Here is a 24,179-nt window from a genome sequence, read left to right on the forward strand (position 1 = left end):
GGCGATGTCATTTATCCTCGACCATTTCCTCCGGATTGGTAGCCGCGCGGGGCGGCGTAAAGCCGCTCGGCTAGCCCTGATGGTCCATAAGGTCATCGCCGATGTGAAGGCGCGCGACCGCCGGGTCGGCGCCCATGCGCTGATGGAGAACGTCCCGCCTCGCGTGACGCTGGTCGGCGTTGCCGCGTTCCTGAATGGCCGCTTCGATCTCGACGTCACCTGCCCGATGACGGCATCCCATTCGCGACTGCAGATTAGCCGGTGCGACGAACGCACCAGACACCACGGTTTCCGACCCAAGGGAGAGTGCAATGACTTGTTCTGCTGATGGCCATACCGTCGACGTGACGGACATTCTCGCGCGACTGAAGGGCCTTTCGGCTGCGGAGGAGTTCTTCGCGGTCCTTGGCGCTTCCTATGACCCGAAGGTGCTCGACGTCTCACGGCTCCATATTATGAAGCGCGTGGGAGAATACCTTGCCGAAGAAGATTTCTCCGGTCTGCCTGACCGGGTGATCGCCGCGCGGGTGCGCACCAAGCTGGAACGCGCCTACGAGGATTTCGCTGCTTCCTCGCCGCTCACGCACCGTGTCTTTAAGGTGCTTAAGGACCACGATCCGAACAAACCTGCCATGCCGGGCCGCACCTTCGTCCCGTTCGACGCCGCATTGAAGCGGTTCGAAAAGGAATGAGCGCGACACGATTGCGACGCGACATTGTCGAGAAGCCGACAAATCCGGTCATCACGACGCCGCCCTCAGCGCAACCAACCGAACTTCCAGGAATATGGGCACGCAAAACAATTGGCACGAATGATGCAGGGGAGAAGAGGAACTGCCAAGCCCGTATCCCGATAGGAGCCTAGAGAAACCGCCAATGCACATCGTAATCTGCATCAAGCAGGTGCCGGACTCGGCACAAATACGGGTCCATCCGGTGACGAACACGATCATGCGCCAGGGTGTTCCGACCATCATCAACCCTTATGACTTGTTTGCCCTGGAAGAAGCACTCAGACTTCGCGACGCTTATGGTGGCGAGGTCACCGTGCTCAGCATGGGTCCGCCCATGGCAGAAGACTCGCTACGCAAGGCGCTCGGTTACGGAGCCGATCGGGCGGTGCTCTTGACCGACCGTTATTTTGCCGGCTCGGACACGCTGGCGACCTCCTTCGCTCTTTCCCAAGCAATAGCGAAGGTTGGCGAAACGTTTGGCCCGCCCGACATCGTGTTCACCGGCAAGCAGACGATCGATGGCGACACCGCCCAGGTCGGGCCTGGCATAGCCAAGCGCCTCGACCTCCAACAACTCACCTACGTCGCGAAAATCGGCTCCATTGATCTTGCTGCCCGCGAGATCGAGGTCGAGCGCCGCTGCGAAGGCGGCACGCAGATGCTGAAGAGCAGGCTGCCTTGCCTCATCACCATGCTGGAAGGCACAAACGAGATCCGGCGGGGCTCGTTCGAGGACGCGCTGTGCGCCGCGCGCAGTCAGATCGTCAAGTGGACTGCGGTCGCCGCTGGCATTGAGGACCTTACCAGATGTGGGCTGCGCGGCTCGCCGACGGTCGTCAAGCGCGTTTTTGCCCCGACTGCGCGGGCGGAAAAAGCGGAGCAAATCGAGACCGCGGAGAAGACCTTGCGCGATGCCGCTGACGAACTCATCGCCGCAATCTTCACCCGTCAGCCGCCGCTGGAACATGAACTCGCCTTCAACAACGGCGCGTGACGGCCAGGAGTAGACAATGTCGACAGCGAATCGAGAACCCGCTCGCCCTGCCGCCGGCCGTGCCGGCATAAAGAAAGAACTGCCTGACCGTTTCAAGGACTACCGGCACGTCTGGGTCTTCATCGAACTCGAACGTGGCCAAGTCCATCCCGTGTCTTTCGAACTCCTCGGCGAAGGCCGCAAGCTGGCCGACAAGCTTGGCGTCCAGCTTGCGGGCGTCGTGCTCGGACCGCCAGGAGAAGCCACCTGGTATGCCGTTGCCGAGGCGTTCGCTTATGGCGCCGACCTTGTCTACATCGCCGAGGTACCGCTGCTCGCCGATTATCGAAATGAGCCGTTTACCAAGGCGATGACGGATCTGGTCGATACCCACAAACCCGAGATCCTTCTTCTCGGAGCGACCACGCTCGGCAGGGATCTTGCCGGGTCCGTGGCGACGACCTTGCAGACCGGGCTCACGGCCGACTGCACCGAACTTGACGTGGACACCGACGGTTCGCTCGCGGCTACCCGTCCGACTTTCGGCGGTTCCTTGTTATGCACGATCTACACGCTCAACTACCGGCCGCAGATGGCGACAGTGCGAGCGAGGGTCATGCCCATGCCGCAGCGCACCGATAAGCCCGTCGGGCGTATCATCCAGCACAAGGTATCTCTGGCCGAGGACGAGATCGTGACCAAAGTCCTCGGCTTCCTGCCTGATAGCCAGTCGGCAAAGGCAAATCTCGCCTATGCCGACGTCGTGGTTGCGGGAGGCCTTGGCCTCGGCGCGGCGGAGAACCTGCAGCTTGTGAAGAATCTCGCTCGAGCAATTGGCGCCGAACATGGCTGTTCGCGCCCGCTGGTCCAGAAAGGCTGGATGCCGGCTGATCGACAGATCGGCCAAACTGGCAAGACCATCCGGCCGAAGCTTTACATTGCGGCGGGGATTTCCGGCGCCATTCAGCACCGGGTTGGAGTTGAGGGCGCCGATCTCATCGTGGCCATCAACACCGACCCGACCGCGCCGATTTTCGATTTTGCCCACCTCGGGATCGTGACCGATGCCATCCGCTTCCTGCCCGCACTTACGGAAGCCTTTACCCGGCGGCTGTCGCCGCACAGTCGCGACAAGCTTGCAAGCTAAGGAAACGGATATGATCGAGGAGAAATTCGACGCCATCGTCGTCGGGGCCGGCATGTCCGGGAACGCAGCTGCTTACATCATGGCAAGCAACGGCCTGAACGTGCTGCAATTGGAGCGCGGTGAATATCCGGGCTCCAAGAACGTTCAGGGCGCCATCATGTACGCGAACATGCTGGAGAAGATCATCCCCGATTTCCGGGATGATGCGCCTCTTGAGCGGCATCTGGTTGAACAGCGGCTTTGGGTGATGGACGAGACCTCCCACACCGGGATTCACTATCGGTCGGATGACTTCAACGAGGCAAAGCCCAACCGCTACACGATCATACGCGCCCAGTTCGACAAATGGTTTTCACGCAAGGTGCGCGAGGCCGGGGCGACGGTTCTGTGCGAGACGACCGTAACGGAACTCGTCCGTGATGCCCAGGACAAGGTGGTCGGCGTCCGCACGGACCGGGCCGGCGGGCCGATCTTCGCGGACGTGGTCGTTCTCGCAGAAGGTGTCTCGGGACTGCTTGGCACGCGCGCCGGCCTGCGCAAGATGCCGAAACCAGAAACCGTGGCGCTCGCCGTAAAGGAAATGCATTTCCTCCCCGAAGAGGTCATTGAGCAGCGGTTCGGCGTCAAGGGCGATGAAGGCTGCGTCATCGAGGCGGTGGGGACGATCTCCCGCAGCATGGCTGGGCTCGGCTTCCTCTACACCAACAAGGAGTCAATCTCATTGGGCATAGGCTGCCTCGTCTCCGATTTCGCCGCGACGATGGAGAGCCCTTACGTCCTTCTCGATGCGTTCAAAAACCACCCATCGATCCGGCCGCTGATCGCCGGCTCTGAGGTGAAAGAATATGCCGCGCATCTCATTCCCGAAGGCGGCCACAAGGCGGTTCCGCAGCTCTTTGGCGACGGCTGGGTCGTGGTCGGTGATGCCGCCCAATTAAACAACGCGATTCACCGCGAAGGTTCGAACCTCGCCATGACCTCCGGCCGGATCGCGGCTGAGGCAATCGTCGGGGTCAAGCGCCGCAACAATCCGATGACCAGACGAAACCTCACCATCTACAAGACCATGCTGGACAACTCCTTCGTGGTCAAAGACCTTCGGAAATACAAAGACATGCCGGCCTTGATCCACACGAATTCCAGCAACTTCTTCACGACCTATCCGCGCTTGATATCCCTGGCCGCGCAGAACTTGATGCGTGTCGACGGCACACCGAAGATTGAAAAGGAAAAGGCCACCACCCGCGCTTTTATCAACGTGCGTTCTCGCTGGGGGCTGGTCAGCGACGCGGTCCGCCTGGCATTGGCCTGGCGCTGAGGGAAGACAGGATGACGATCGCAGTGACGAATTTACGCGTCGAGGACAAGCTTTACCAGAACCGCTATCTGGTCGATCCTGGCCGGCCGCATATCAAAGTGCGACCGCACGAGAGCCCGAGCGCGAACTTGCGCGCGCTTACCCACATCTGCCCGGCGAAATGCTATGAGTTGAACGACAAGGGTCAAGTGGAGATCACCGCCGACGGCTGCATGGAGTGCGGCACTTGCCGGATATTGTGCGAGAGCAATGGCGAGATCGAGTGGAACTACCCGCGCGGCGGCTTCGGTGTCCTCTTCAAATTCGGGTGATCGGCGATCGCACCGTTTCGGCTGCACCTGAAATGCAAGCAAACGCCAAAGCATTTTTTAGACCGATCTCGCAGTTTGAGAGGAGCTCATGAATTCTGTGCTTTCGAATTTCAGAATCCAAAATGGCGCATGGAAGGAGCACTCTGGAAGACCCCTGAGGTGTTTCCATGGCTCTCATGCCGAGCGATAGGCTCGAAGAAGAAGGACCTTCGAACACCCTGCCTGAACCACGGATCAACTCCATCCACGAACCGGACATCTCCCCCAGGGGATTCTACGAAATATCGCAGGTCCTGACTGCCCCCACCCGGCTTGAGATTACGATCGCCAATGTCGTGAATACCCTTTCTTCATTTGTGCAATTACGCCATGGAGCCATCGTCGTCCTGGACGCCGAAGCAGCGCCGGGGATTACCGCAATCGTCGGCAGTTCCCACCCATCTCAATCAGAAATTGGCCGCGTCATACCGCAAGCCGCGATAGACCGGATCGTCGCTACGGAGGCGCCGCTCATAATACAGGACGTTGGCAAGTCCGAACTATTTCAGGCTGAGGTTCAGCCGTCTTCGAGTGGCGGCACGATCCCAATTGCCTTCATCGGAATCCCGCTAGTAGCTGAGCACGAGATCCTTGGAACATTGTCGATCGACCGCGTCGGTGAGGGCGAGAGCATCTCTTCCGGCGACGAGGACGTACGGTTCCTGACCATGGTGGCCAACCTTGTCGGCCGCACCATTCGTCTCCATCGTATGCTGAGTATGGATGGTCAGCGATACATTGAGGAGCAAGGGCGACCGGAGAAGTCGTTCGACGAGAACAGGGCCGACGCAGCCCGGCATCGGCATATCAAAATCGACGGGATCATCGGGGAAAGTCTCGCGCTCAAGCGGGTACTCGAAACCGTCTCGGTCGTGGCGAGAACCAATTCCACAGTGCTTCTGCGGGGCGAAAGCGGCACTGGCAAGGAATTCTTTGCCCAAGCCATCCACAAGCTTTCAGCCCGGGGGAAGAAGGCTTTCGTCAAATTAAACTGCGCAGCACTGTCTGAAAGCGTTCTGGAATCAGAGTTGTTTGGGCACGAAAAGGGCTCCTTCACCGGGGCTATCTCGCAGCGCGCCGGCCGCTTCGAACTGGCAAATGGCGGAACGCTGCTACTTGATGAAATCGGCGAGATTTCGCCTGCTTTTCAAGCCAAGCTGTTGCGCGTCCTGCAGGAAGGCGAACTAGAGCGAGTCGGCGGCACGAGAACGCTTCAGGTCGATGTCCGGCTCATATGCGCCACCAACAAGGATCTTGAGACGGCTGTCTTAAATGGGGAGTTCAGGGCCGACCTTTATTACCGCATCAATGTCGTGCCAATCATCCTACCCCCGCTCAGAGAGCGCGCCGGCGATATTCCACGCCTTGCGAACGCGTTCCTCGAGCGGTTCAACAAGGAAAACCATCGCGAGCTCGCCTTCGCGCCGCTGGCGCTTGACCTGATCTCGCAATGCTATTTCCCTGGCAATGTCCGCGAGTTGGAAAACTGCGTTCAAAGGACAGCGACACTTGCGCGTTCGACGACGATCACTCCATCGGATTTCGCTTGCCAGAACAACCAATGCCTTTCTTCGCTTCTCTGGAAAGGAGCCGGCCCTTCGCATGGCGGCAGTGCCACGGACGAGCTCTCGAAGATGCCGATCCGGCGCATCGAGGCCCCGGAAGGGTTCTCGCCCGTAAAGGCCTGCGATCCCAATGATCCCGCTTGCCCCGCAAAGGGCCGGCACCTGACGGAACGCGAGCGGCTGACCGACGCGATGCAGAAGGCCGGTTGGGTTCAGGCCAAGGCGGCTCGTGTCCTGGGCCTCACGCCGCGGCAGGTCGGCTACGCTCTGCGCCGGTATGGTATCGAGGTGAAGAAATTCTAGCCAGGCGTGCTGGCGACTTCAAACGTCAGTTCGGAGTGTCGTCCTCACGCTGTGCGTGCCCAGGACGCGGTGCCTCCTCGACCCGATTGGCTTGTGCACTGTCACAAGCCGGACAAAATTGTGCCGGAGCAAACCGACAGAAAGCGACACGCAGAGCCAAACGGGAACTAGTACCGCTCTTTGAGCCGGCATAACTCTTGCGCCTTGAACTGCGACGTTACCAGCAACGGAGCCGTTTGATGTCCGCACCGACAATTTCGCTTCAGGGCCTGACCAGAACGACAGTCTTCGACGAGTTGCTGGCGACCGCGAGATCCGGTGGCTGCGCATCGTCAACCTGCGGCGTGGCGGGAAAGCCGGAGGACATGGATCCGGCTGTCTGGGACAAGATCAAGGATCACCCGTGCTTTTCGGAAGAAGCGCATCACTTTTTCGCGCGCATGCACGTCGCGGTCGCACCGGCCTGCAATGTCCAGTGCAACTACTGCAATCGCAAGTATGACTGCGCCAACGAAAGTCGGCCTGGGGTCGTTTCGGAAAAACTGACACCCGACCAGGCGCTGCGCAAGGTGATCGCGGTCGCCAACGAGGTGCCGCAGCTTTCCGTACTCGGGATCGCCGGACCGGGCGATGCCTGTTACGACTGGAAAAAGACAAGGGCAACCTTCGAAAGCGTCGCCAGAGAGATCCCCGACATCAAGCTTTGCGTCTCAACCAATGGGCTCGCGCTGCCTGACCATGTCGCCGAGCTCGCCGACATGAACGTCGATCACGTGACTATCACCATCAACATGGTCGACCCGGAAGTCGGCGCAAAGATCTATCCTTGGATCTTTTACGATCATCGCCGCTACGCCGGCATCGAGGCCGCCCGAATCCTGCACGAGCGGCAGATGTTGGGCCTGGAGATGCTCACCGCGCGCGGCATCCTCACGAAAATCAATTCGGTGATGATTCCCGGCGTCAACGACGAGCATCTGATCGACGTGAACAAATTGGTCAAGGAGCGTGGCGCGTTCCTGCATAACGTCATGCCGCTGATTTCCGACCCGGCGCACGGTACGCACTACGGCCTGACTGGGCAGCGCGGTCCAAATGCAACAGAGTTGAAGGCGCTTCAGGATCGTCTCGACGGCGGCGCCAAGTTGATGCGCCACTGCCGGCAGTGCCGGGCCGATGCCGTCGGCCTGCTCGGCGGGGATCGTGGCCAGGAATTCACGCTCGACCGGATTGCCGGCAAGGACACCTACGACTCCAGCAAGCGCGAGGCCTATCGACAGGTGGTCGCGCACGAGCGCCGTGATCATGTGGCGGCCAGGAGCGCGGCGATCGGAATGGTCAAGGCAGCAGGCTCCGGCAAGTCCCTTCTCGTCGCGGTGGCGACTAAGGGGGGCGGCCGTGTCAATGAACACTTCGGTCATGCAAGGGAATTCCAACTTTTTGAAGCCTCGCCGAAAGGGATCAGCTTTGTTGGGCATCGCAAGGTCGAGCAGTATTGCGTCGGCGGCTGGGGCGAAAAGGCCACCCTCGACGGCGTCATCGCTGCGCTGGATGGCATAGACATCGTGCTCTGCGCCAAGATCGGAAATTGCCCGAAGGATCAGCTCGCGGAAGCGGGAATCCGAGCAACGGACGCTTATGGTCATGACTACATCGAAACCGCAATTAGCGGAGTTTACGCCACCGCGTTTGCGATCGGACCACTGGCTGCAACGGCCTAGCCGTCTCATTCCAATCCACCAGGAGTTAAAATGGCTTTCAAGATCATCGCGTCCCAATGCACCCAATGCGGCGCCTGCGAGTTCGAATGTCCCTCTGTAGCGATCAAATTCAAGGGCGAGGCCTATGTGATCGATCCGAACAAATGCACCGAATGCAAGGAGGCCGCCGACACGCAGCAATGCGTATCGGTATGTCCGGTGCCGAAGACCTGCGTCCCTGCTTGACTCCGTTTCGGCTTCGCCGCGACCGCGTCGCCTCAGAAGGAGGCTCTAACTCGAAAGGAATGTATCGCATGTGGCTCGGACGCGAACAGGACATCGAAATCCGCAAGCCTCCGCGATTTACGCCGGGTGAGCGGGTGCGTGCCACACGACACATAAAGAATGACGGCACCTATCCTGGCAGGGAGATCGGCGAAAACCTCGTGCGGAAGGGCGACGAAGGTTATGTGCGCGACATTGGCACCTTTCTCCAGCAGTTCTTCATCTACGCGGTCGAATGGATCGATCGCGGCACGGTGGTCGGCATGCGAGCGCGTGAACTGATGAGCCTCGACAAAGCGGAGGCTCCTTGCAGTGCCGAAAGCAGTGCCCGTGAAGGAACGGCTCGATGAAAGTCATGATCCGCAGGACCGGTGCTGGCTTGTCGGCGTATCTCCCAAAGAAGGATTGCGAAGAGGCCATCATCAAGCTGGAGAACGAACATTTGTGGGGCGGGGCCATAACACTCAGGAACGGCTGGCAGTTCGTCCTACCCGACCTTCCGCCGGATACGCGTTTGCCGATCACCGTCGAGGCAAGAAAGATCTCCGACGAGGACTGATGTTGCGGGTGGAAGAGGGTGCGAGAGCAATGAGCATGAACACGATCCTGAACTTGGGCCACCTCGTCGTCATCCAGGGCAGTTTTGCCGAAAAGCTGCTTGACCTTGCGCGCAACGCGCTCGGGGCCGATGAGATGATCCCATATCTCGGTCCGGGCCTTCTCCGCCTCAGTTCCGCTGAACCGTCGGTACCGTGCACGCCGGAAGCCGTCGCCGCGGCGCTAAATAGCCGGGCGCCAGCCCCTTCAAAGATTCGCACCAATATGTGGTCCGTCGCGCAGTTCATCGAACAGCGCCGGCATCGCCGGACGCTTCAGGCATGGATGGCGGAGATATTCGCAGCGCCGGCGGCGCCGACTGTTCTCCACACCTGGCTCGCGAGACTGCCGCTCTCCCTAATCATCGATAGCTGGTACGACAGTGCCATGCGCACGACCCTCGCAGAGGCCGGTCGAACGGACGTCGTTGAGATACAAGGCGTCACGCGGGCGAACGAATTCGGTGACATTTGGACGAAAGCCTACGACTTGTCTGGGAGCGAACTCGAACCCAGATCAGCCGCAAAGACGGTTCTCTATACGCCTCACGGCAGCATTAGGCCGGCCGCAAACTTTCTGGTCGCGGATTCCGATTATGTCGAAGTGCTCACCGAGATCGATCTCCAGACGCCGATTCCTGATGTGGTGAAGGAACGGCGCACCTATCGAGGCCTTTTCTTCGTCGGTTGCCGTTTCAACGATCAGATGCTGCGCACCTTCGCCCGACAGATCATGAAGCGCTCCAAAGGCCCACACTATGCGGTGATGGATGCGGCAATACTGACCAAGAACGAACGCCGTTTCCTTGCGGCAAGCGCAATTACGGTCATCGATATGCCCTTAGGTGAAGCCGCTGCTCGCCTCGTCGGATCGGGCACTGCTGTAGATGGTGGCCAAGATTTTCGTTAACGGGCGTCGTTAGTTGTGGGTCTCTCGCTTGCCTCAGGAAGCGTCGGAATTCAGTCTGGAACATACACGTGGGTACTGATGCAATTGGCGGCGCGACGAAGCCTCTGAATTCGTCCAAGCATGAGCAAGCGGCCGGGTGGGGCCGTGGCTTCAGCACGCTGCTGCGCATTACCCGCATGAATTTGCGGAACCGGTGGCAGGTCGCCTTCGCTTTCGGATCGACGATCGTAGCGGCAATCCTCCAGCTGCTCATTCCCCAGCTTCTCGGCCAGGCTGTCGACCAGACTCAGATAGCGATTGGGGGCGGTATTGCGGCGATCCCCGCAGAACAAGCGCTCTGGACTTCGGCTCTCCTGCTGCTCGCCGCGAGTACGCTACGCGGCCTGTTCACGATGGCGCAGAACTATTTTGCGGAGGCCGTCGGGCATCACGTCGCGTACGAACTGCGACTTGCTTGCTACGACAAGATCCAACGTCTCAGCTTTTCTTTTCACGACCGGGTTCATTCAGGCGATCTAATCACCCTCGGCATGCTCGATCTCGACGGCGTGCGGATGTATTTTTCCACCGCCCTGGTTCGTATGCTTCTGCTCACCATGCTGATGGGCATCGGCGCCTACACGATGATATCAATCGACGCGATGCTCGGGGTGATCGCGCTGAGTTTCGTCCCTTTCGTAGCCTGGCGCTCGTCGGTCACACAGCTAAAGCTACGCGCCACCTGGCTCGACCTGCAGGAGCGGCTTTCGGTTCTAGGCCGCGTGATGGAGGAGAATCTCGCAGGCATCCGCGTTGTCCGCGCGTTTTCGGCACAGGCCTTTGAGATGGTGAAGTTCGACCGCGCCTCGAAGAACGCGCTCGCCCTCGCCCACGAGCAGGTTGACGTCTACGTGCCCAACACGTCGGCGATGACGCTGTCATTCTTTTTGGCCATGGGGTTGGTCCTCTGGATCGGTTGCAACAAGCTCATCGCGGGCCAAATCAGCGTCGGAACGCTCGCCACGTTCCTTGCGTTTATGACCATTCTGCAAATGCCCGTCCGGCAGATCGGCCTAATGGTCAATGGCTTCGCCCGCGCTTACACTTGCGGCTCGCGCCTCTTCGGTCTGCTCGACCAGGACATCACGATCAGGGATGCTTCCGGCGCCAAACCGCTCGAGATCAGTGAAGGCACTCTGAGCTTCAATAATGTCTCGTTTGTATATCCCGGCACCGGAAACCGCCCCATTCTGAAGAATATCAGCTTTTGCGCCCGTAGAGGCGAAACGATCGCTATCGTCGGTCCGCCGGGTTCGGGCAAATCGACAATCGCTCACCTGATCGCCCGCTTTTATGACGTCACCGGGGGCACCATCACGCTTGACGGGCAGGACATCCGCGCGGTCACCCTTGCCACACTTCGCAAGGAAGTCGCAGTCGTACAGCAGGATGCATTCCTGTTCACTACCACGATCGAGAACAACATCGCTTATGGCGATCCCTGGGCGAAAGAACAGCGAATCGAGCGCGCCAGCGAATCCGCCCAGTTGCACGATTACATCCTCAGCCTCCCCGCAGGCTACAAGACGGTCGTTGGCGAACGCGGCGCCACCCTATCGGGGGGCCAGCGCCAGCGTCTCACGATAGCTCGCACAATGATGCTGCGCCCAGCAATCGTCATTTTCGACGACTCAACGGCCGCGATCGACGCCGCCACTGAGCAGCGCATCCGCGCGGCGATACGGCGATTCGCCAAGGATAGGGTGACGATCATCATTGCCCACCGGCTGAGTTCGCTCAGGCACGCCGACCGGATCCTGTTTATTGACAATGGCGAGATCGTGGAACGCGGCACCCATCAAGAGCTGTTGGCCAAGCGAGGACGCTATAAGGCCCTTTATGATCTCCAGTTGCGCCCGGAAGATGACAGTGCGATCACGCACAGAGGCGCGCCCTGATGACCAAGGGGCACCCCGCCGAACTTGAAATCGAACCTAATGACGGCGGCGGACGCCCCCCGCACGCGGTGGTCGGCTCCCACCGCATCAAGGAGGAGATGTTCGGCAGGGCTTTCGACAAGAGCATCGTTCGACGCATCTGGACTTTCGTTCGTCCCTACCGTGCTAGGGTAGTCATCTCGAGTGCCGCATTGCTGATCTTCGTCGGCACGCAGCTTCTCATCCCCCTGATCATCCGCCGCGCGATCGATCATGCCATAACTCCGGCAGGCGTTGATCGCTCCGCCCTGCTCAGGGCCGCCGGCGCGTTTGCGCTCGCTATTCTGGTTAATTTCGGCGCCGCCTACGCGCAGGAAACCGTAGTCGGAAAAATGGCTGACAACGTCCTCTTCGATATCCGCCGCGCAATGTTTGCCCATCTGCAGAAAGTTTCGCTCTCCTTCATGGACAAGACCGAGGTGGGACGCCTGATGTCCCGCCTTCAAGGCGACGTTAGCTCGATCCACGAATTCGTCGAGACCTCAGTCTATTCCGTAGGAGACATTGCTCTTCTCTTCGGCATCGTTTTCGTGATGCTGTGCCTCGACTTCCGCCTCGGCTTCCTGACACTCTCGGTCTTGCCGGCCCTGTTGATCACCCGCATCGTCTGGCTGCCGCGTGCCCGCGAAGCCTTCATGGCGGCACACGAAACCAATTCGGTCGTCAATGGCGCGCTGGCGGAAGCCATTCATGGCGTGCGCACCGTCCAGTGCATGGACCGCCAGCAGATAAATTTCATGCTTTATGACGACAAGGCGCATGCCGACCTCAGTGCTCACCTGACCGCTGCCAAGTATGCACAGGTGATGGTGCCGATCGTCGATGGCCTCACCGGGCTCGCCATGGCTATCGTCATCGTGGCCGGCGGCTCCATGATCATGAATGGTCGCATCGACTTGGGCGTTTTGGTCGCCTACCTATTCTATATCCAGCGCTTCTTTGACCCAATTCGCTCCCTTACCCTCCAGTATTCGGTCATGCAGCGCGCCATGGCCTCCGGCAAGCGGCTGACCGATGTGCTGGACGTTAGGATCGATGTTCAGGACAAACCGAATGCCAGAGTGCTTTCGCCGGAAATGGATGGCTCGGTCGAGTTCAGGAACGTCACGTTCGGCTACAATCCCGGCCATCCGGTGCTGAAAAACGTTTCCTTCAGGGTCATGCCCAGCGAGACGGTCGCTTTGGTCGGGCCGACCGGTTCTGGTAAATCGAGCGCGATGGCCCTCGTCCACCGCTTCTATGATGTTCAGCAGGGCCAAGTGCTGGTCGGCGGATACGATGTGCGAGATCTCACCCAGGAATCGCTCGGCCGAGAGGTCGCCATGGTGCTGCAGGAGCCGTTCCTGTTCACCGGGACGGTCTTCGAAAACATTCGCTACCACAAGACGGATGCCACGTGGCACAACGTGATCGAGGCCGCCAAGGCAGTCGGCGCTCATGACTTCATTATGAGCCTTGCAGACGGATACGATACCCAGCTCGGCGAACGCGGCGGCAACCTTTCTCTCGGCCAGCGCCAGCTTGTCAGTTTCGCGCGTGCTCTCGTTGCCGACGCCAAGATTCTCGTTCTTGACGAGGCCACCGCCAATATCGACAGCTACACGGAAATGCTGATCCAGAAGGCTCTTTCAAAATTGCTTAAAGGCCGCACTGGCCTCATCATCGCCCACCGGCTCGCCACGATCCGCAGTGCCGATCGCATCATCGTGCTTCAGAACGGCCAAGTCTTTGAGACCGGAAACCACGACCAACTAACGGCCTTGGGTGGGCTCTATTCCAAGCTATACAATCTCAACTACTCATCCTTCGACGACATTCCCGAAAAGAAATCCGATACGGGGGTACAAGCCTCCTCTTCGACCTAATGCAAACTTCTGCGCTGCGACACCAATTGATCTCCAAGCGAATTTCTTGGTCTCGTTGGCGCCTGCCTCTTCCATTTGGCGCATGGCCCCACTGAAACACCAGCGCATGAATTGTCTTGGTTATTGGCTTAGCCGTTCTTTCACAGACGCTTGATCTCGATGCCGTATTTCCTCAGCACGTAACCAATCTGGCGCGGCGTCAGTCCAAGCAGGCGTGCCGCCTTCGCCTGGACCCAGCCACATCTTTCCATCGCTGCGATGACACGTTCGGCATCGGTCGTTCTCGCACCATTTAAGTGCACTGCGCCGGCAGGGCCCAGCGGCAGCTCCCCTGCGGTCTCAGGCGGGACTGCGACGGCGGCAGAACTCCCGGCAGCAGCCGGCGGTATGGCCGGAACCACTGGCACCGGCACGATCGGCCGGGGTTGCAGCGCGAGTTTGCCAGATTTGGCCTTATGCAGCGCCGCAGCGAAGCATTGGCCCTGGTAGCATGCAAAGTCGTCTTTCCCGATTGATGGTCCCGCGGCCAGCACCGCTGTCCGATTCACGCAGTTTTGGAGCTCGCGAATGTTGCCGGGAAAATCACAGTTTATCAGCACTTCAATCGCACTGGGATCGAAGGTCAGCATACTGCCGTTCTCACCGTTGAAATTCCTGAGAAACTCGGCTGCGAGGAGCGAAATATCACTGCGCCTTTCGCGTAGCGCCGGCACCAGCAAGTCAACCACACTGATGCGGTAATAGAGGTCCTCACGAAACTCATTGCTGGCAACTGCCTCTTCCAAGTTCTTGTTCGTGGCGGCAATGATGCGAACATCGACTTTAATGGTCTGGTTGCCGCCGACGCGCTCAAACTCCTGCTCCTGCAGCACGCGCAAGAGCTTTGCTTGGAACGAGGGCGAGATCTCGCCGATCTCGTCCAGGAACAACGTCCCCTTGTCGGCGAGCTCAAAGCGCCCCTTGCGCGAGTTGAACGCGCTTGTGAATGCACCCTTCTCATGACCGAACAATTCGGATTCCAGGACTGTCTCGGTCAGCGCCGCGCAATTGAACTTGATGAAGGGCCGCTTGGCGCGCGGCGACAACTCGTGGATAGCCTTGGCGGCCAGCTCCTTCCCGGTACCGGATTCGCCTCGCAACAGAACCGTAATCTTCGCCTTGGCCACCCCGGCGACCTTCTCGAGCATACCGTGTAGCGCCGGACTGTCGCCAATCATCCCCTCGACGTGAACCTTCTTACGCTCTCGCGCAGGATGCTTGAGCTCGCGGAATTGCCTTTGCAGCCGCTCCTTCTCCGCCATCGGTTGCTCGCGGTCGCAGGCGAATGAGCGATGCAACTTCACTGTCTGTCCAACCAGGTTGGCGATCGCGGGTAGCAGACGGAGGTTGTAATCGAGCCAAGATCTTGACCTGTTGTCCAGTATGCGGTCGATGGTCAGCGTGCCCACGATATTCGCATCGACGCGAATGGGAACGCCGATGAAGGACACTGGCATGTTGTCGGAGACCCCGAGCACGTCCGTGTCGGCGGCACTGAAGGCAGAATGCACCGCTATGTTCTCGGCGTAGAGGGGCGTGTCCGTCGTCACAATCTGGTCGATTGCCTTCCGCGGCAGGTACATCCGGCTGCGCTCATCGCAGCTCTCGCTCCAGCCGGCGCCTACGGTAATGTCCAGTTCGCCATCACCGTCGAAGAGAGAGATGATGCCGTGCCGCATCGGCACAAACGATCGCAGAAGATCGACGACCTTGGCCAAAGTGACTTCGAGCCGGGAGGGGGCGGTGAGTGCTTTCGATATTTCGAAGATCCCGGTAAGCGTGCTCTCCTGCGACGGCACAATGGGGACCGCGTTGATCGTCGCGGATTTTGATTCGTCCGTTTTCGCGCCCAGCGATATGGAGCATGACGGCGTCTGCTCAGCAGTCGGTTCGGATTCCCGATTATTTTCCAAGTCTAGCATATCATCCTCGATCTCGGGCCACGAAATCAATGCTCGCGGCATGTGCGCCTGTGACGCCGTCGGCGCGTAGGCGCTCTCGTTAAGTGGCGTGGCGCGTTTCAGGCTCCTCCCGAGCGCAACCATACTTTGGTCTACAGACGGGAAGGAGGGAGGCTAGTCAACCGAGCTTTCTTTCATTTGTGAAAGCGAACTCGACGCCCATGAGAGAATCCCATCATGTAATTTTCGGGCAGGTGGCAGGTGGATGTAACGGCCGTGCTCGTCGCTGCCAAGGCTACGGACCTGCGGCCTCGCGCGGGCCCACTACGGCCGCTTCGAATGGCTTCGTAGAAGGCGCAGGCTGACGATAAGCACAACGTCCACCGCACTCCCTGCGCATGGAAAGACCTCGTAACTTTTCGTGTTTCCTTGAGTAGGCGCCTAAGCACACATCGAGCTGACGCGATATAGCTTGCGCAGATCAGGGGGATGTCCCGGTCATTGTTGAAATTCTGAAGGGGCGGCGTTGGTCGCCTCGAGCCTGTAGGCTCGGGGTGTCGATTCCACTGAGGAGAGCAACGCCATGAAAAGGAATATCACATTGCCGACGGCTGCGGCGAGCGGAGCTTTGGAAGAAGCGTTCGCCGACGTTCAGGAGAGCTTCGAGAGGCTCTGCCTTGCGGCCGGAATGGAGGCGCCGGGCGCGATGATGGAGGCGGACGTCGAAGCAGCCTGCGGCCCGCGCCACGGCCGGGTTGAAGAGCGCGAGGCGCACCGCTGGGGCTCGACGCGCGGCCGGATCGGGTTTCACGGCGGCAAGGTCGCGGTCGAGCGTCCGCGGATCCGGACCGTCGATGGGCGGGAGATGGCACTGCCGAGCTGGGATCGCGCGATGTCGGAGGACTGGCTCGGCCTCTGGGCGATGAACCTGATGCTGATCAACGTCTCGACGCGGCGGTTCGGACGGGCGGTGCGACTTCCGGAAGGCGATGTGCCGGCGGGTCATGGCAGCGGCGTGTCGAAATCGGCTGCGTCGCGACGCTTCGTGGCCTTGTCGACGGAGAAGCTCGACGCCGTCATGAGCGCGGATCTGTCTGATCTCGACCTCCTGGTCATCCAGATCGACGGGCTGCATGTGAGCGACGATCTCGTGCTCGTCGCCGCGATCGGCATTGACGGCAAAGGCGGCAAGCATCCTCTCGCGCTGGTCGAGGGCGCGACCGAGAACGCCGCCACCGTTCAGGCGCTTCTGGACAATTTCGTAGAACGTGGGCTCGATCCGGCGGTAGCGCGGTTGTTCATCGTCGACGGCGCCAAGGCGCTGTCCAAGGCGATCCGCGCGACTTTCGGCAAGGACAGCCTGATCCAGCGCTGCCAGATTCACACGGCGCGCAACATCATGGATAGGCTGCCCAAGCAGCTTCACGCCTCGACGCGCCGGGTGCTGCGCCAAGCCTGGGAGCTCGACGACGCCGGCAAGGCCGAAGCTCATCCGAAACCTCGCGCGTCGGCTCGACCAGGATCGGCCAGGCGTCGCGGCCAGCATCCTGGAAGGACTGGTCGAGATACTCACCGTCGTCCGGCTGAAGCTGCCCATGCAGCTTCGCCGCTCGCTCGCCTGCACCAACATTGCCGAGAACATGATGGGCACGATCCGCCGCGTCACGCGCAACGTGAAGCGCTGGCGCAATAGCAAGATGGCCCTCAGATGGGTCGCAGCCGGCATGATCGAGGCCACCAAGGGCTTCCGCAAGCTCAAGGCTCACAAGCAGTTGCCGGTCCTGGGCGCTGCGCTGATCGCCCATCAGCAGCGCCTCGCCGCAAAGCCCGTTGCTCCGGCATCGAGGGCTGCCTAACATGATATCGCGCAACGTCGCTCAGCCGAAGTTCAACAAGCTTCGGGACATCCCCCAGATCAGCGAGGGGCTTGGCAGGAACCGACGTGCGATCCGGCTATTCGGCCTAAACCGGAAGGCATACGTCAGATAAATGTGCTCGCAGCCGACGCAGACATCAAGTTTTGTTTAGGGCGCTTTTGAAAGTTGCGCTTGCGACGTGCTGCAAAACTGCGATTGTTTCGCCGAAATATATCCGCCATGTGGATAACGGAAGACATGCGTTTCAAAGGGCTTGACCTAAATCTCCTCGTTGTGCTCGACGCGCTGCTGGCGGAGCGCGGCCTCACGGCGGCGGCCCGCCGCATCAACCTCAGCCAGCCGGCCATGAGTGCGGCCGTCGCCCGGCTGCGCGATTATTTCGGCGATGAACTGTTTACGACAAGCGGCCGCGAACGTTTTCTGACCCCGCGTGCGACAGCACTTGCCCCCGCCGTCCGCGACGCTCTCCTGCACATCCATTGCTCGATTATCTCCTCGGATCCGTTTAACCCAGCTCAATCCGATCGCCGCTTCAGGATCATTATTTCCGATTTCGCCACGCTCGTGTTTTTAGAAAAAGTCGTGGAGCGTGTTGCACGCGAAGCCCCCGCCGTCAGCTTCGAATTGCTACCTCTCGACGACAACCCCGACGAGCTTCTCCAGCGCGGTGACGTGGACTTTCTAATTCTTCCGGATTTCTTCATGTCGAGCCCCCATCCAAGCGTGGCGCTTTTCGATGAGACACTCGTATGCGTAGGCTGTCCCACCAACAAGCAGTTGCCACGGCAGCTTACATTCGAGAGATACATGTCGATGAGGCACGTCTCGGTCAGGTTCGGGCGTATGCTGAAGCCGGCTTTTGAGGAATGGTTTTTGCTTGAGCATGGTATTAAAAGACGTGTCGAGGTCGTCGTGCATGGCTTCAGCATGATCCCGCCGATGGTGTCCGGCACGGCCCGTATCGCGACCATGCCCTTGCGGCTGGTCAGGCATTTCAAAAAAACGTTCCCCTTGCGGATCGTCGAACTTCCGCTGCCGCTTCCCGCGTTCACCGAAGCCGTCCAATGGCCGGCTCACCACAGGAGCGATCCGGCAAGCATCTGGATGCGGGAGATCATGATGCAGGAGGCATCTCGGATGGCTGCTCCGCTGTGAAACCAAGGGAGGCTCCAGGCGCTCCTGGATTTACTCAGCGTCACGCCACCCACTCTCACGTCGTTGTCAGGAGTGAAGAGACGACGGACTCTGATCCGCGGGTCGGAGCGCCCCTTTCCTGAAGACCGTCGCGTCGCGAAAATTCGCCTCAAGCTTGTCCGACGGACCGAGCCCAGCAATCATAGAAGCCGCAGTGAGTTCCGGCCGGGCTACGGCGGAGGCTCCGATGATGAGGGACGTGAGTCGCTGCCAATTGCGTGAACCTCCGCGCTCGCGCTGCGCAGGCTTTTTGGAAAAGGGCGGATTCGACATGCTTAGCCAGTTGCAAGCCATTCTCTCCGCACAACCCCACCCCACTTCGCAGTAAATAGAAAATTTTTCTCTTTCGAGCTGGTCATAAGGCACAGGTCACGCGATAGAGCAGCGGGTGATCGGTGCGTCAGGTGTTTTGTCCATGCGAGATTTCGGAAAAGTGATAAAATGGTTTGTTTCGATCAACGGCATCCACGCTATGGATAGCTAAAGACATGCGTTTCAAAGGGCTTGACCTAAATCTCCTCGTTGTGCTCGACGCGCTGCTGGGGGAGCGCAATCTCTCGGCGGCGGCCCGCCGCATCAACCTCAGCCAGCCGGCCATGAGTGCGGCCGTCGCCCGGCTGCGCGATTATTTCGGCGATGAACTGTTTACGACGAGCGGCCGCGAACGTTTTCTGACCCCGCGTGCGGCAGCACTTGCCCCCGCGGTTCGCGACGCTCTCCTGCAGATCCAGTGCTCGATTATTTCCTCGGATACGTTTCACCCAGCTCAATCCGACCGCCGTTTCAGGATCATTCTTTCCGATTTCGCCACGCTCGTGTTTTTTGAGAAAGTCGTTGAGCGTGTTGCGCGCGAAGCCCCCGGCGTCAGCTTCGAATTGCTGCCTGTCGACGACGGCCCCGATGAGCTTCTCCAGCGCGGTGACGTCGATTTTCTAATTCTTCCGGATTTGTTCACGTCGAGCGCGCACTCAAGCGTGGCACTGTTTGAGGAGAGACTCGTGTGCGTAGGCTGTCGCACCAACAAGCAGTTGCCACGGCAGCTTACGTTCGAGAGATACATGTCGATGAGGCACGTCTCGGTCAGGTTCGGGCGTCTAATGAAGCCCTCCATCGAGGAATGGTTCTTGCTTGAACATGGCCTCAAGAGACGTGTCGAGGTCGCCGTGCAGGGCTTCAGCATGGTCCCGCCGATGGTGTCCGGCACGGCCCGTATCGCGACCATCCCCTCCCGGCTGGTCAGGCATTTCGAAAAATCGTTCCCCCTGCAGATCGTCGAACTTCCGCTGCCGCTTCCCGCATTCACCGAGACCCTCTGTTGGCCGTCACTCCACAACAGCGATCCGGCAAGCATCTGGATGCGGGAGATCATGATGCAGGAGGCATCTCGGATGGCTCCTCCGCTGTGAAACTACGGGAGGCTTCCAGGCGAACTTACATTTGGTACCCCTGCCACTCCTTAATCTGGCGTCAATAGCCGGCGCTGAATGAAGTCAATGCTGGCAGCAAGTGCGCCTGCAAGATCGTCCAGCGTGCGGACCACCTCGATCAGCTCGAACGAGAAGGGTCCCTCATAGCCGCCATCAAGCAGCGCCTGGATCTGGCTGCCATTGTCGGAACCTCCAAGGAAGCGATCCGGGTAAATCCAGAACGTCGGGTCATTCACACCTGAAATGTGCACCAGGCCGGTAAGCTCGGAGAACAAGAACGTCTCCCCGGCCAGGGTGTGGTGGAACGTGTCGTGCACGAGGCGGAACACTGACTGGCCGTCAACCGCGGCAATGGCCTCGGCCGCTTGCTTCTTTGATCGAAGCGAGCAGGTGCGAAAGCCCAGCGGCTCGATGAGACCTATCAGACCGCGCGGCTGGAGGATCGGCTTGAGCGCGTTTAGAGCGACGCGCAGACTGTCATGGCGCTCGCCATTGCACGCCCACGAGCCGTCGTTGACCGGTTCCAGCACGACCGTCTTGGCCCCGCACGCCGCCGCATAGTCGGCGAGCTTGATCGCCGCCGACTGACGCGTGGGAGTCCAGTCGTTGAAGCGCTGCAAGGCGTTGACCGAGATTATGGTTACGCCAGCTTCGGTGGCGGCAGACCGGACGTCCGCAGCAGGAATGGCGCATGCAACAGGATTGCTGAAATGAAGGTCACGGATTTGAACATCGGTTAGGCCCTGGTCACGCGCAAGCGCGAAAAATGCACTGACGTCAAGAGGGGGCGCTGCCATGTGGTTGACCGCAAAGCGGGGAGATACCTGGCGCATGGCTTGGCTTTCCTTTCAGAAGTGCGGCCGCCAGTTTGCCTGTCTGGCTTATGCCGCGCCCCCCAGCGCAGGCCGATGCACAAGCCTGATTGAAGCAAGCCAGTCAATCGAGCGTTCCTTGCATTTATGAAAGGAATTTTGGCTCCGTGATAGAATCGCATCAATGTCAGATGTTTTCCGGGACATAGATGTCGAACGGCAGAAATGTCTGGCCCGGCATTTCCGCGGTGCCGGTCTTGATGCCTCGGTCTATGAGTAACATCAGCTCCTGGCAAAGCCGACGCAGTGGAGTGGCGACGGCCATGGTGACGATTTCATCTGCGAGCGCTGCCCGCGTCTCGGGCGTGATTTCATTCACGATCGCGACAAGATCCACACCTTTGCCCTCTTCGCGCAGCGCGGAGATAGCGCCCTCCATGCCCCCGCCGGCCATATAGAAGCCCACGAGCTCAGGTTCCCGCTGAATGAGATCCAGCATGGCTTCGTAAGTGATCTGCCGCTCTTCCAGGTTCACGAGCGTATCGAGCACTTCGAAGGTAGGTGCGTTCTCACGGAAATAGGAACGAAAGGCGACCTCCCGGAGCTCATGCCCCTGGAAACGGTGGCTGCCAACAAACACGGCCACCTTCCCAGGCCGTTTGGCGGCCTTGGAAAACATCCAAGCGGCCGTCCGCCCGACTTTGCGATTATTAAGACCGATGTAACCCTCGCGCACCCCGCAGGCGAAGTCAGAAAGCAGCGAGAACACCGGGATGCCTTTCGCCTTGAGCTCCTCGACCGCTGCCGTGATCTTCGGGTGGTCCGGCGCCACCATGGCGATCGCGTCGCAGCGGTTCCCAAGGCTCTTAAGGAGCGGGATCAGATCCCCGGGCAAATGTGACGGAGCAAATTCAATGAGCGGAATGCCGTGGAAGGATTGGGACAAACTTACCGAGGCCTCGACCTCGCGTGCGAACTCTTGGTAGAAATGCTGGGCCGGTTTTCTCAAGATGAAGCCCAGCCGGTAGCGCGGCAGGTGCCGCTTGAAGCGGTGCGTGATGAGACCGGCAGCATGATAGCCGATCGCGTGGGCTGCTTCGTGGACGCGCCGCGCAGTCTCCTCGCGCACAGGAAGGCGGGCGTTCAGAACCCGATCGACCGTTGCAACACTGACCCCGGCTTCGCGGGCAAGATCGACAATTGTGGGACGTTTGGCCATTATCAAATCTGAATGGTTATGAGCGGTGTGGCTCTATGATCGAGCAGCCTGGGCGGTGATCCCAGACTGCAAGTGAAGGGCTCGGCATGCCCGTGGTCGACATCATTATCGATGGACAGCACTGCGAGCGCGTATCAGCATACGATTCGGTTTGCTTAGGCCACTTATAATATGCACTCACCGCTTTTAACGCTCCTGATGGCATTTAGCGCCAAGCGCTTTTTCAGGCCAGCGAGGCGATCGTTAGATCTAGTCACGGGCCCGGCCACTTAGCAGGCGCGATGGGCGCACGATCGATCGGCCGGTTTAATGTCTCCGCAAGCTGATGACCGGAGAAGGCGGCTTCCAACTGCGCTTTATCCAATTCGCCCTCCCAGCGGGCGATGACGAGCGCTGCCACCGCGTTGCCGACCAAGTTCGTCAGCGCTCGGCACTCCGACATGAAGCGGTCGACGCCAAGGATAAGAGCGAGGCCAGCGACGGGGACACTGGGTACTACGGCGAGCGTAGCGGCAAGCGTGATGAAGCCCGCACCTGTTACGCCTGCAGAACCCTTTGAGGAAAGCATCGCAACGAGCAGCAGGAGCACCTGATCGACGATCGACAGATCCGTGTTCGTCGCTTGTGCTATGAAGAGGGCGGCCAGCGTCATATAAATATTGGTGCCGTCCAAATTGAATGAATATCCTGCCGGGATGACGAGACCCACGACAGAACGTTTGGCGCCAGCCCGCTCAATCTTCTCCATGAGCGAGGGGAGCGCGGCCTCCGAAGAGGACGTTGCCAGAACAAGCAGCAGCTCTTCCTTGATGTAGCGAATGAGAGAAAAGATGGAGAAGCCGTTGTAACGGCAGACCGCGCCGAGCACCCCGAACACGAATAGGAACGCGGTGAGATAGAACGTCGCGACCAGCAGGGCGAGGTTGACCATCGAACCGATTCCATATTTGCCGATGGTGAAGGCCATCGCGCCGAAAGCCCCGATCGGTGCGGCCTTCATCAGAATGCCGACCAGCTTGAACACCGGCGCGATGAGCGCCTGGAGCAGAGAAAGCACAGGCTTCCCCGTGTCTCCGCCCTTTGCCAGAGCGATGCCGAACAGAACCGAGAAGAACAGGACCTGCAGGATGTCGCCCTCCGCGAAGGCACCGACGACCGTTGACGGGATGATGTTCATCAGGAAGCCGATCACCGACTGCTGGTGCGCCTTTGCGGCATAGGTGCTCACCGCCTGGGCATCGAGCGACGCCGGATCGATGTTGAGGCCGGCGCCGGGCTGAACGACATTAGCAACTATGAGGCCGACGATCAGTGCCAGCGTCGAGAAGGTTAGGAAATAGAACATCGCCTTCCCGGCGACCCGGCCCAACTTCTGAAGATCGTTCATGCCGGCGATGCCGGTCGCAATTGTCAGGAAGATGACAGGCGCGATGACCATCTTGACGAGCTTGATGAATGCATCTCCGAGCGGCTTCACGCTTTCGCCGATCTCCGGATAGAAATAGCCAAGTGCGACGCCAAGCGCGATTGCGGCAAGCACCTGCACGTAAAGCCGCGCAAAATGGGGTTTATGAGGGCCTGCGTTCGCGCTGCGGATCTCTGGAGCTAACACTGTCTCTCTCCCTGACCGGGTCGGGGCGGGCGCTTCCTCCCTTCCCAGGCTTCTCCCACGCGGCGCCCCGGTCCAACGCTGCTGCCATCTCGGTCGCAAGTGCCGTGCCAAATGAAAACCTTCGCCAGACGCCCCTCAGGCTTGCGGTTTTGCCAGCAGTTGGATGACCCCGCATTTTCCGTCTGGTTTGCGGCACCTGAGCGGAGCATTGCGTCGAAGATCGCCGAGCCACTTGTTTCCCGACGTGCTCTTCATAGCTCCCTGCGGCAGAAGACGGACGCTTCCGCCCTCATTGATTCCAGTCGCAGGCCATAAACCGAGTGGGGTGTCGCTCTCACTTGACCTCAAGTTGCAACCCTCACAGCATAAGTCAGGT

General features: G+C 59.7%; 20 protein-coding genes and 1 pseudogene. 17 read left to right on the plus strand and 4 right to left on the minus strand.

Translation table 11 applies throughout. The features are described 5' to 3' along the window. Positions 1-4 precede the first annotated feature (4 nt). From AC0V7N_RS38615 to AC0V7N_RS38680, 14 genes are all read left to right on the plus strand, one after another. Positions 5-328, plus strand: coding sequence for a hypothetical protein (locus AC0V7N_RS38615; RefSeq protein WP_496628168.1), 324 nt, complete (start codon positions 5-7; stop codon positions 326-328). Then, positions 312-692, plus strand: a complete 381-nt coding sequence (gene nifW / locus AC0V7N_RS38620; RefSeq protein WP_183455285.1) for a nitrogenase stabilizing/protective protein NifW — start codon at positions 312-314, stop codon at positions 690-692. Before AC0V7N_RS38615 ends, nifW begins: the two co-directional genes overlap by 17 nt. 184 nt (positions 693-876) lie before the next feature. Further along, entirely contained in the window at positions 877-1,728 is an 852-nt protein-coding gene (locus AC0V7N_RS38625) for an electron transfer flavoprotein subunit beta/FixA family protein (RefSeq protein WP_258599908.1), read from the plus strand. A gap of 16 nt (positions 1,729-1,744) precedes the next feature. Then, positions 1,745-2,854 (plus strand): electron transfer flavoprotein subunit alpha/FixB family protein, encoded by a 1,110-nt coding sequence (locus AC0V7N_RS38630; protein WP_258581056.1) that lies wholly within the window; start codon positions 1,745-1,747, stop codon positions 2,852-2,854. 10 nt (positions 2,855-2,864) lie between these two features. Beyond that, positions 2,865-4,172 (plus strand): FAD-dependent oxidoreductase, encoded by a 1,308-nt coding sequence (locus AC0V7N_RS38635; protein ID WP_258581057.1) that lies wholly within the window; start codon positions 2,865-2,867, stop codon positions 4,170-4,172. 11 nt (positions 4,173-4,183) lie between these two features. Beyond that, positions 4,184-4,483, plus strand: a complete 300-nt coding sequence (locus tag AC0V7N_RS38640; RefSeq protein WP_183455289.1) for a ferredoxin family protein — start codon at positions 4,184-4,186, stop codon at positions 4,481-4,483. 167 nt (positions 4,484-4,650) lie between these two features. Further along, a complete protein-coding gene (gene nifA, locus AC0V7N_RS38645) occupies positions 4,651-6,390 on the plus strand; it encodes a nif-specific transcriptional activator NifA (protein WP_496628169.1) in 1,740 nt (579 codons plus the stop codon). A 239-nt stretch (positions 6,391-6,629) separates the two neighbouring features. Then, positions 6,630-8,111 carry a nitrogenase cofactor biosynthesis protein NifB gene (gene nifB / locus AC0V7N_RS38650; RefSeq protein ID WP_496628170.1) on the plus strand — a complete coding sequence of 494 codons (1,482 nt, stop codon included), beginning with the start codon at positions 6,630-6,632 and terminating at the stop codon, positions 8,109-8,111. Positions 8,112-8,141: 30 nt separating this feature from the next. Beyond that, positions 8,142-8,336, plus strand: coding sequence for a 4Fe-4S binding protein (locus tag AC0V7N_RS38655; RefSeq protein ID WP_183455291.1), 195 nt, complete (start codon positions 8,142-8,144; stop codon positions 8,334-8,336). A gap of 68 nt (positions 8,337-8,404) precedes the next feature. Continuing rightward, a complete protein-coding gene (locus AC0V7N_RS38660) occupies positions 8,405-8,725 on the plus strand; it encodes a nitrogen fixation protein NifZ (RefSeq protein ID WP_183455454.1) in 321 nt (106 codons plus the stop codon). Then, positions 8,722-8,934, plus strand: coding sequence for a putative nitrogen fixation protein NifT (nifT, locus tag AC0V7N_RS38665; RefSeq protein WP_183455292.1), 213 nt, complete (start codon positions 8,722-8,724; stop codon positions 8,932-8,934). Before AC0V7N_RS38660 ends, nifT begins: the two co-directional genes overlap by 4 nt. A 35-nt stretch (positions 8,935-8,969) precedes the next feature. Further along, a complete protein-coding gene (locus AC0V7N_RS38670; RefSeq protein WP_464615217.1) occupies positions 8,970-9,881 on the plus strand; it encodes an SIR2 family NAD-dependent protein deacylase in 912 nt (303 codons plus the stop codon). A gap of 68 nt (positions 9,882-9,949) precedes the next feature. Continuing rightward, positions 9,950-11,818: an ATP-binding cassette domain-containing protein gene (locus AC0V7N_RS38675; protein ID WP_496628171.1), complete on the plus strand. Its 1,869-nt coding sequence runs from the start codon at positions 9,950-9,952 to the stop codon at positions 11,816-11,818. After that, entirely contained in the window at positions 11,818-13,722 is a 1,905-nt protein-coding gene (locus tag AC0V7N_RS38680; RefSeq protein ID WP_496628172.1) for an ABC transporter transmembrane domain-containing protein, read from the plus strand. The genes AC0V7N_RS38675 and AC0V7N_RS38680 overlap by 1 nt, the downstream gene beginning before the upstream one ends. Before the next feature lie 140 nt (positions 13,723-13,862). Here the strand turns inward: AC0V7N_RS38680 and nifA (AC0V7N_RS38685) are convergent, their stop codons facing one another. Beyond that, a complete protein-coding gene (gene nifA / locus AC0V7N_RS38685) occupies positions 13,863-15,683 on the minus strand; it encodes a nif-specific transcriptional activator NifA (protein WP_496628449.1) in 1,821 nt (606 codons plus the stop codon). Between the two features lie 562 nt (positions 15,684-16,245). Here nifA (AC0V7N_RS38685) and AC0V7N_RS38690 point away from each other — a divergent pair. The 3 genes and pseudogenes from AC0V7N_RS38690 to AC0V7N_RS38700 all read left to right on the plus strand — a co-directional run bounded on the left by AC0V7N_RS38690 (position 16,246) and on the right by AC0V7N_RS38700 (position 20,139). Further along, positions 16,246-17,518 (plus strand): annotated as a pseudogene (locus AC0V7N_RS38690) (IS256 family transposase). A gap of 258 nt (positions 17,519-17,776) precedes the next feature. Then, positions 17,777-18,694 carry a LysR family transcriptional regulator gene (locus AC0V7N_RS38695; protein WP_258581062.1) on the plus strand — a complete coding sequence of 306 codons (918 nt, stop codon included), beginning with the start codon at positions 17,777-17,779 and terminating at the stop codon, positions 18,692-18,694. 527 nt (positions 18,695-19,221) lie between these two features. Further along, positions 19,222-20,139: a LysR family transcriptional regulator gene (locus AC0V7N_RS38700; RefSeq protein WP_258599897.1), complete on the plus strand. Its 918-nt coding sequence runs from the start codon at positions 19,222-19,224 to the stop codon at positions 20,137-20,139. 50 nt (positions 20,140-20,189) lie between these two features. Here the strand turns inward: AC0V7N_RS38700 and AC0V7N_RS38705 are convergent, their stop codons facing one another. The 3 genes from AC0V7N_RS38705 to AC0V7N_RS38715 all read right to left on the minus strand — a co-directional run bounded on the left by AC0V7N_RS38705 (position 20,190) and on the right by AC0V7N_RS38715 (position 23,803). Beyond that, a complete protein-coding gene (locus AC0V7N_RS38705; RefSeq protein WP_183455299.1) occupies positions 20,190-20,993 on the minus strand; it encodes a TIM barrel protein in 804 nt (267 codons plus the stop codon). A gap of 166 nt (positions 20,994-21,159) precedes the next feature. Beyond that, positions 21,160-22,191: a LacI family DNA-binding transcriptional regulator gene (locus tag AC0V7N_RS38710; protein WP_258581064.1), complete on the minus strand. Its 1,032-nt coding sequence runs from the start codon at positions 22,189-22,191 to the stop codon at positions 21,160-21,162. Between the two features lie 253 nt (positions 22,192-22,444). Beyond that, on the minus strand, positions 22,445-23,803 hold the full coding sequence (locus tag AC0V7N_RS38715) for a dicarboxylate/amino acid:cation symporter (protein WP_258581065.1): 1,359 nt from the start codon (positions 23,801-23,803) through the stop codon (positions 22,445-22,447). Positions 23,804-24,179 lie beyond the last annotated feature (376 nt).

The sequence above is a fragment of the Mesorhizobium kamtschaticum genome, assembly GCF_056174585.1.

Bases quoted from the DNA above. Each gene is read 5' to 3' on its own strand.
- AC0V7N_RS38625 (WP_258599908.1), top strand. From the start codon at position 877: ATGCACATCGTAATCTGCATCAAGCAGGTGCCGGACTCGGCACAAATA.
- AC0V7N_RS38680 (WP_496628172.1), top strand. From the start codon at position 11,818: ATGACCAAGGGGCACCCCGCCGAACTTGAAATCGAACCTAATGACGGC.
- nifA (WP_496628449.1), bottom strand. From the start codon at position 15,683: ATGCTAGACTTGGAAAATAATCGGGAATCCGAACCGACTGCTGAGCAG.
- AC0V7N_RS38700 (WP_258599897.1), top strand. From the start codon at position 19,222: ATGCGTTTCAAAGGGCTTGACCTAAATCTCCTCGTTGTGCTCGACGCG.
- nifA (WP_496628169.1), top strand. From the start codon at position 4,651: ATGGCTCTCATGCCGAGCGATAGGCTCGAAGAAGAAGGACCTTCGAAC.
- AC0V7N_RS38660 (WP_183455454.1), top strand. From the start codon at position 8,405: ATGTGGCTCGGACGCGAACAGGACATCGAAATCCGCAAGCCTCCGCGA.
- nifW (WP_183455285.1), top strand. From the start codon at position 312: ATGACTTGTTCTGCTGATGGCCATACCGTCGACGTGACGGACATTCTC.
- AC0V7N_RS38635 (WP_258581057.1), top strand. From the start codon at position 2,865: ATGATCGAGGAGAAATTCGACGCCATCGTCGTCGGGGCCGGCATGTCC.
- AC0V7N_RS38640 (WP_183455289.1), top strand. From the start codon at position 4,184: ATGACGATCGCAGTGACGAATTTACGCGTCGAGGACAAGCTTTACCAG.
- AC0V7N_RS38705 (WP_183455299.1), bottom strand. From the start codon at position 20,993: ATGCGCCAGGTATCTCCCCGCTTTGCGGTCAACCACATGGCAGCGCCC.
- AC0V7N_RS38695 (WP_258581062.1), top strand. From the start codon at position 17,777: ATGCGTTTCAAAGGGCTTGACCTAAATCTCCTCGTTGTGCTCGACGCG.
- nifB (WP_496628170.1), top strand. From the start codon at position 6,630: ATGTCCGCACCGACAATTTCGCTTCAGGGCCTGACCAGAACGACAGTC.
- AC0V7N_RS38615 (WP_496628168.1), top strand. From the start codon at position 5: ATGTCATTTATCCTCGACCATTTCCTCCGGATTGGTAGCCGCGCGGGG.
- AC0V7N_RS38630 (WP_258581056.1), top strand. From the start codon at position 1,745: ATGTCGACAGCGAATCGAGAACCCGCTCGCCCTGCCGCCGGCCGTGCC.
- nifT (WP_183455292.1), top strand. From the start codon at position 8,722: ATGAAAGTCATGATCCGCAGGACCGGTGCTGGCTTGTCGGCGTATCTC.
- AC0V7N_RS38655 (WP_183455291.1), top strand. From the start codon at position 8,142: ATGGCTTTCAAGATCATCGCGTCCCAATGCACCCAATGCGGCGCCTGC.
- AC0V7N_RS38670 (WP_464615217.1), top strand. From the start codon at position 8,970: ATGAACACGATCCTGAACTTGGGCCACCTCGTCGTCATCCAGGGCAGT.
- AC0V7N_RS38710 (WP_258581064.1), bottom strand. From the start codon at position 22,191: ATGGCCAAACGTCCCACAATTGTCGATCTTGCCCGCGAAGCCGGGGTC.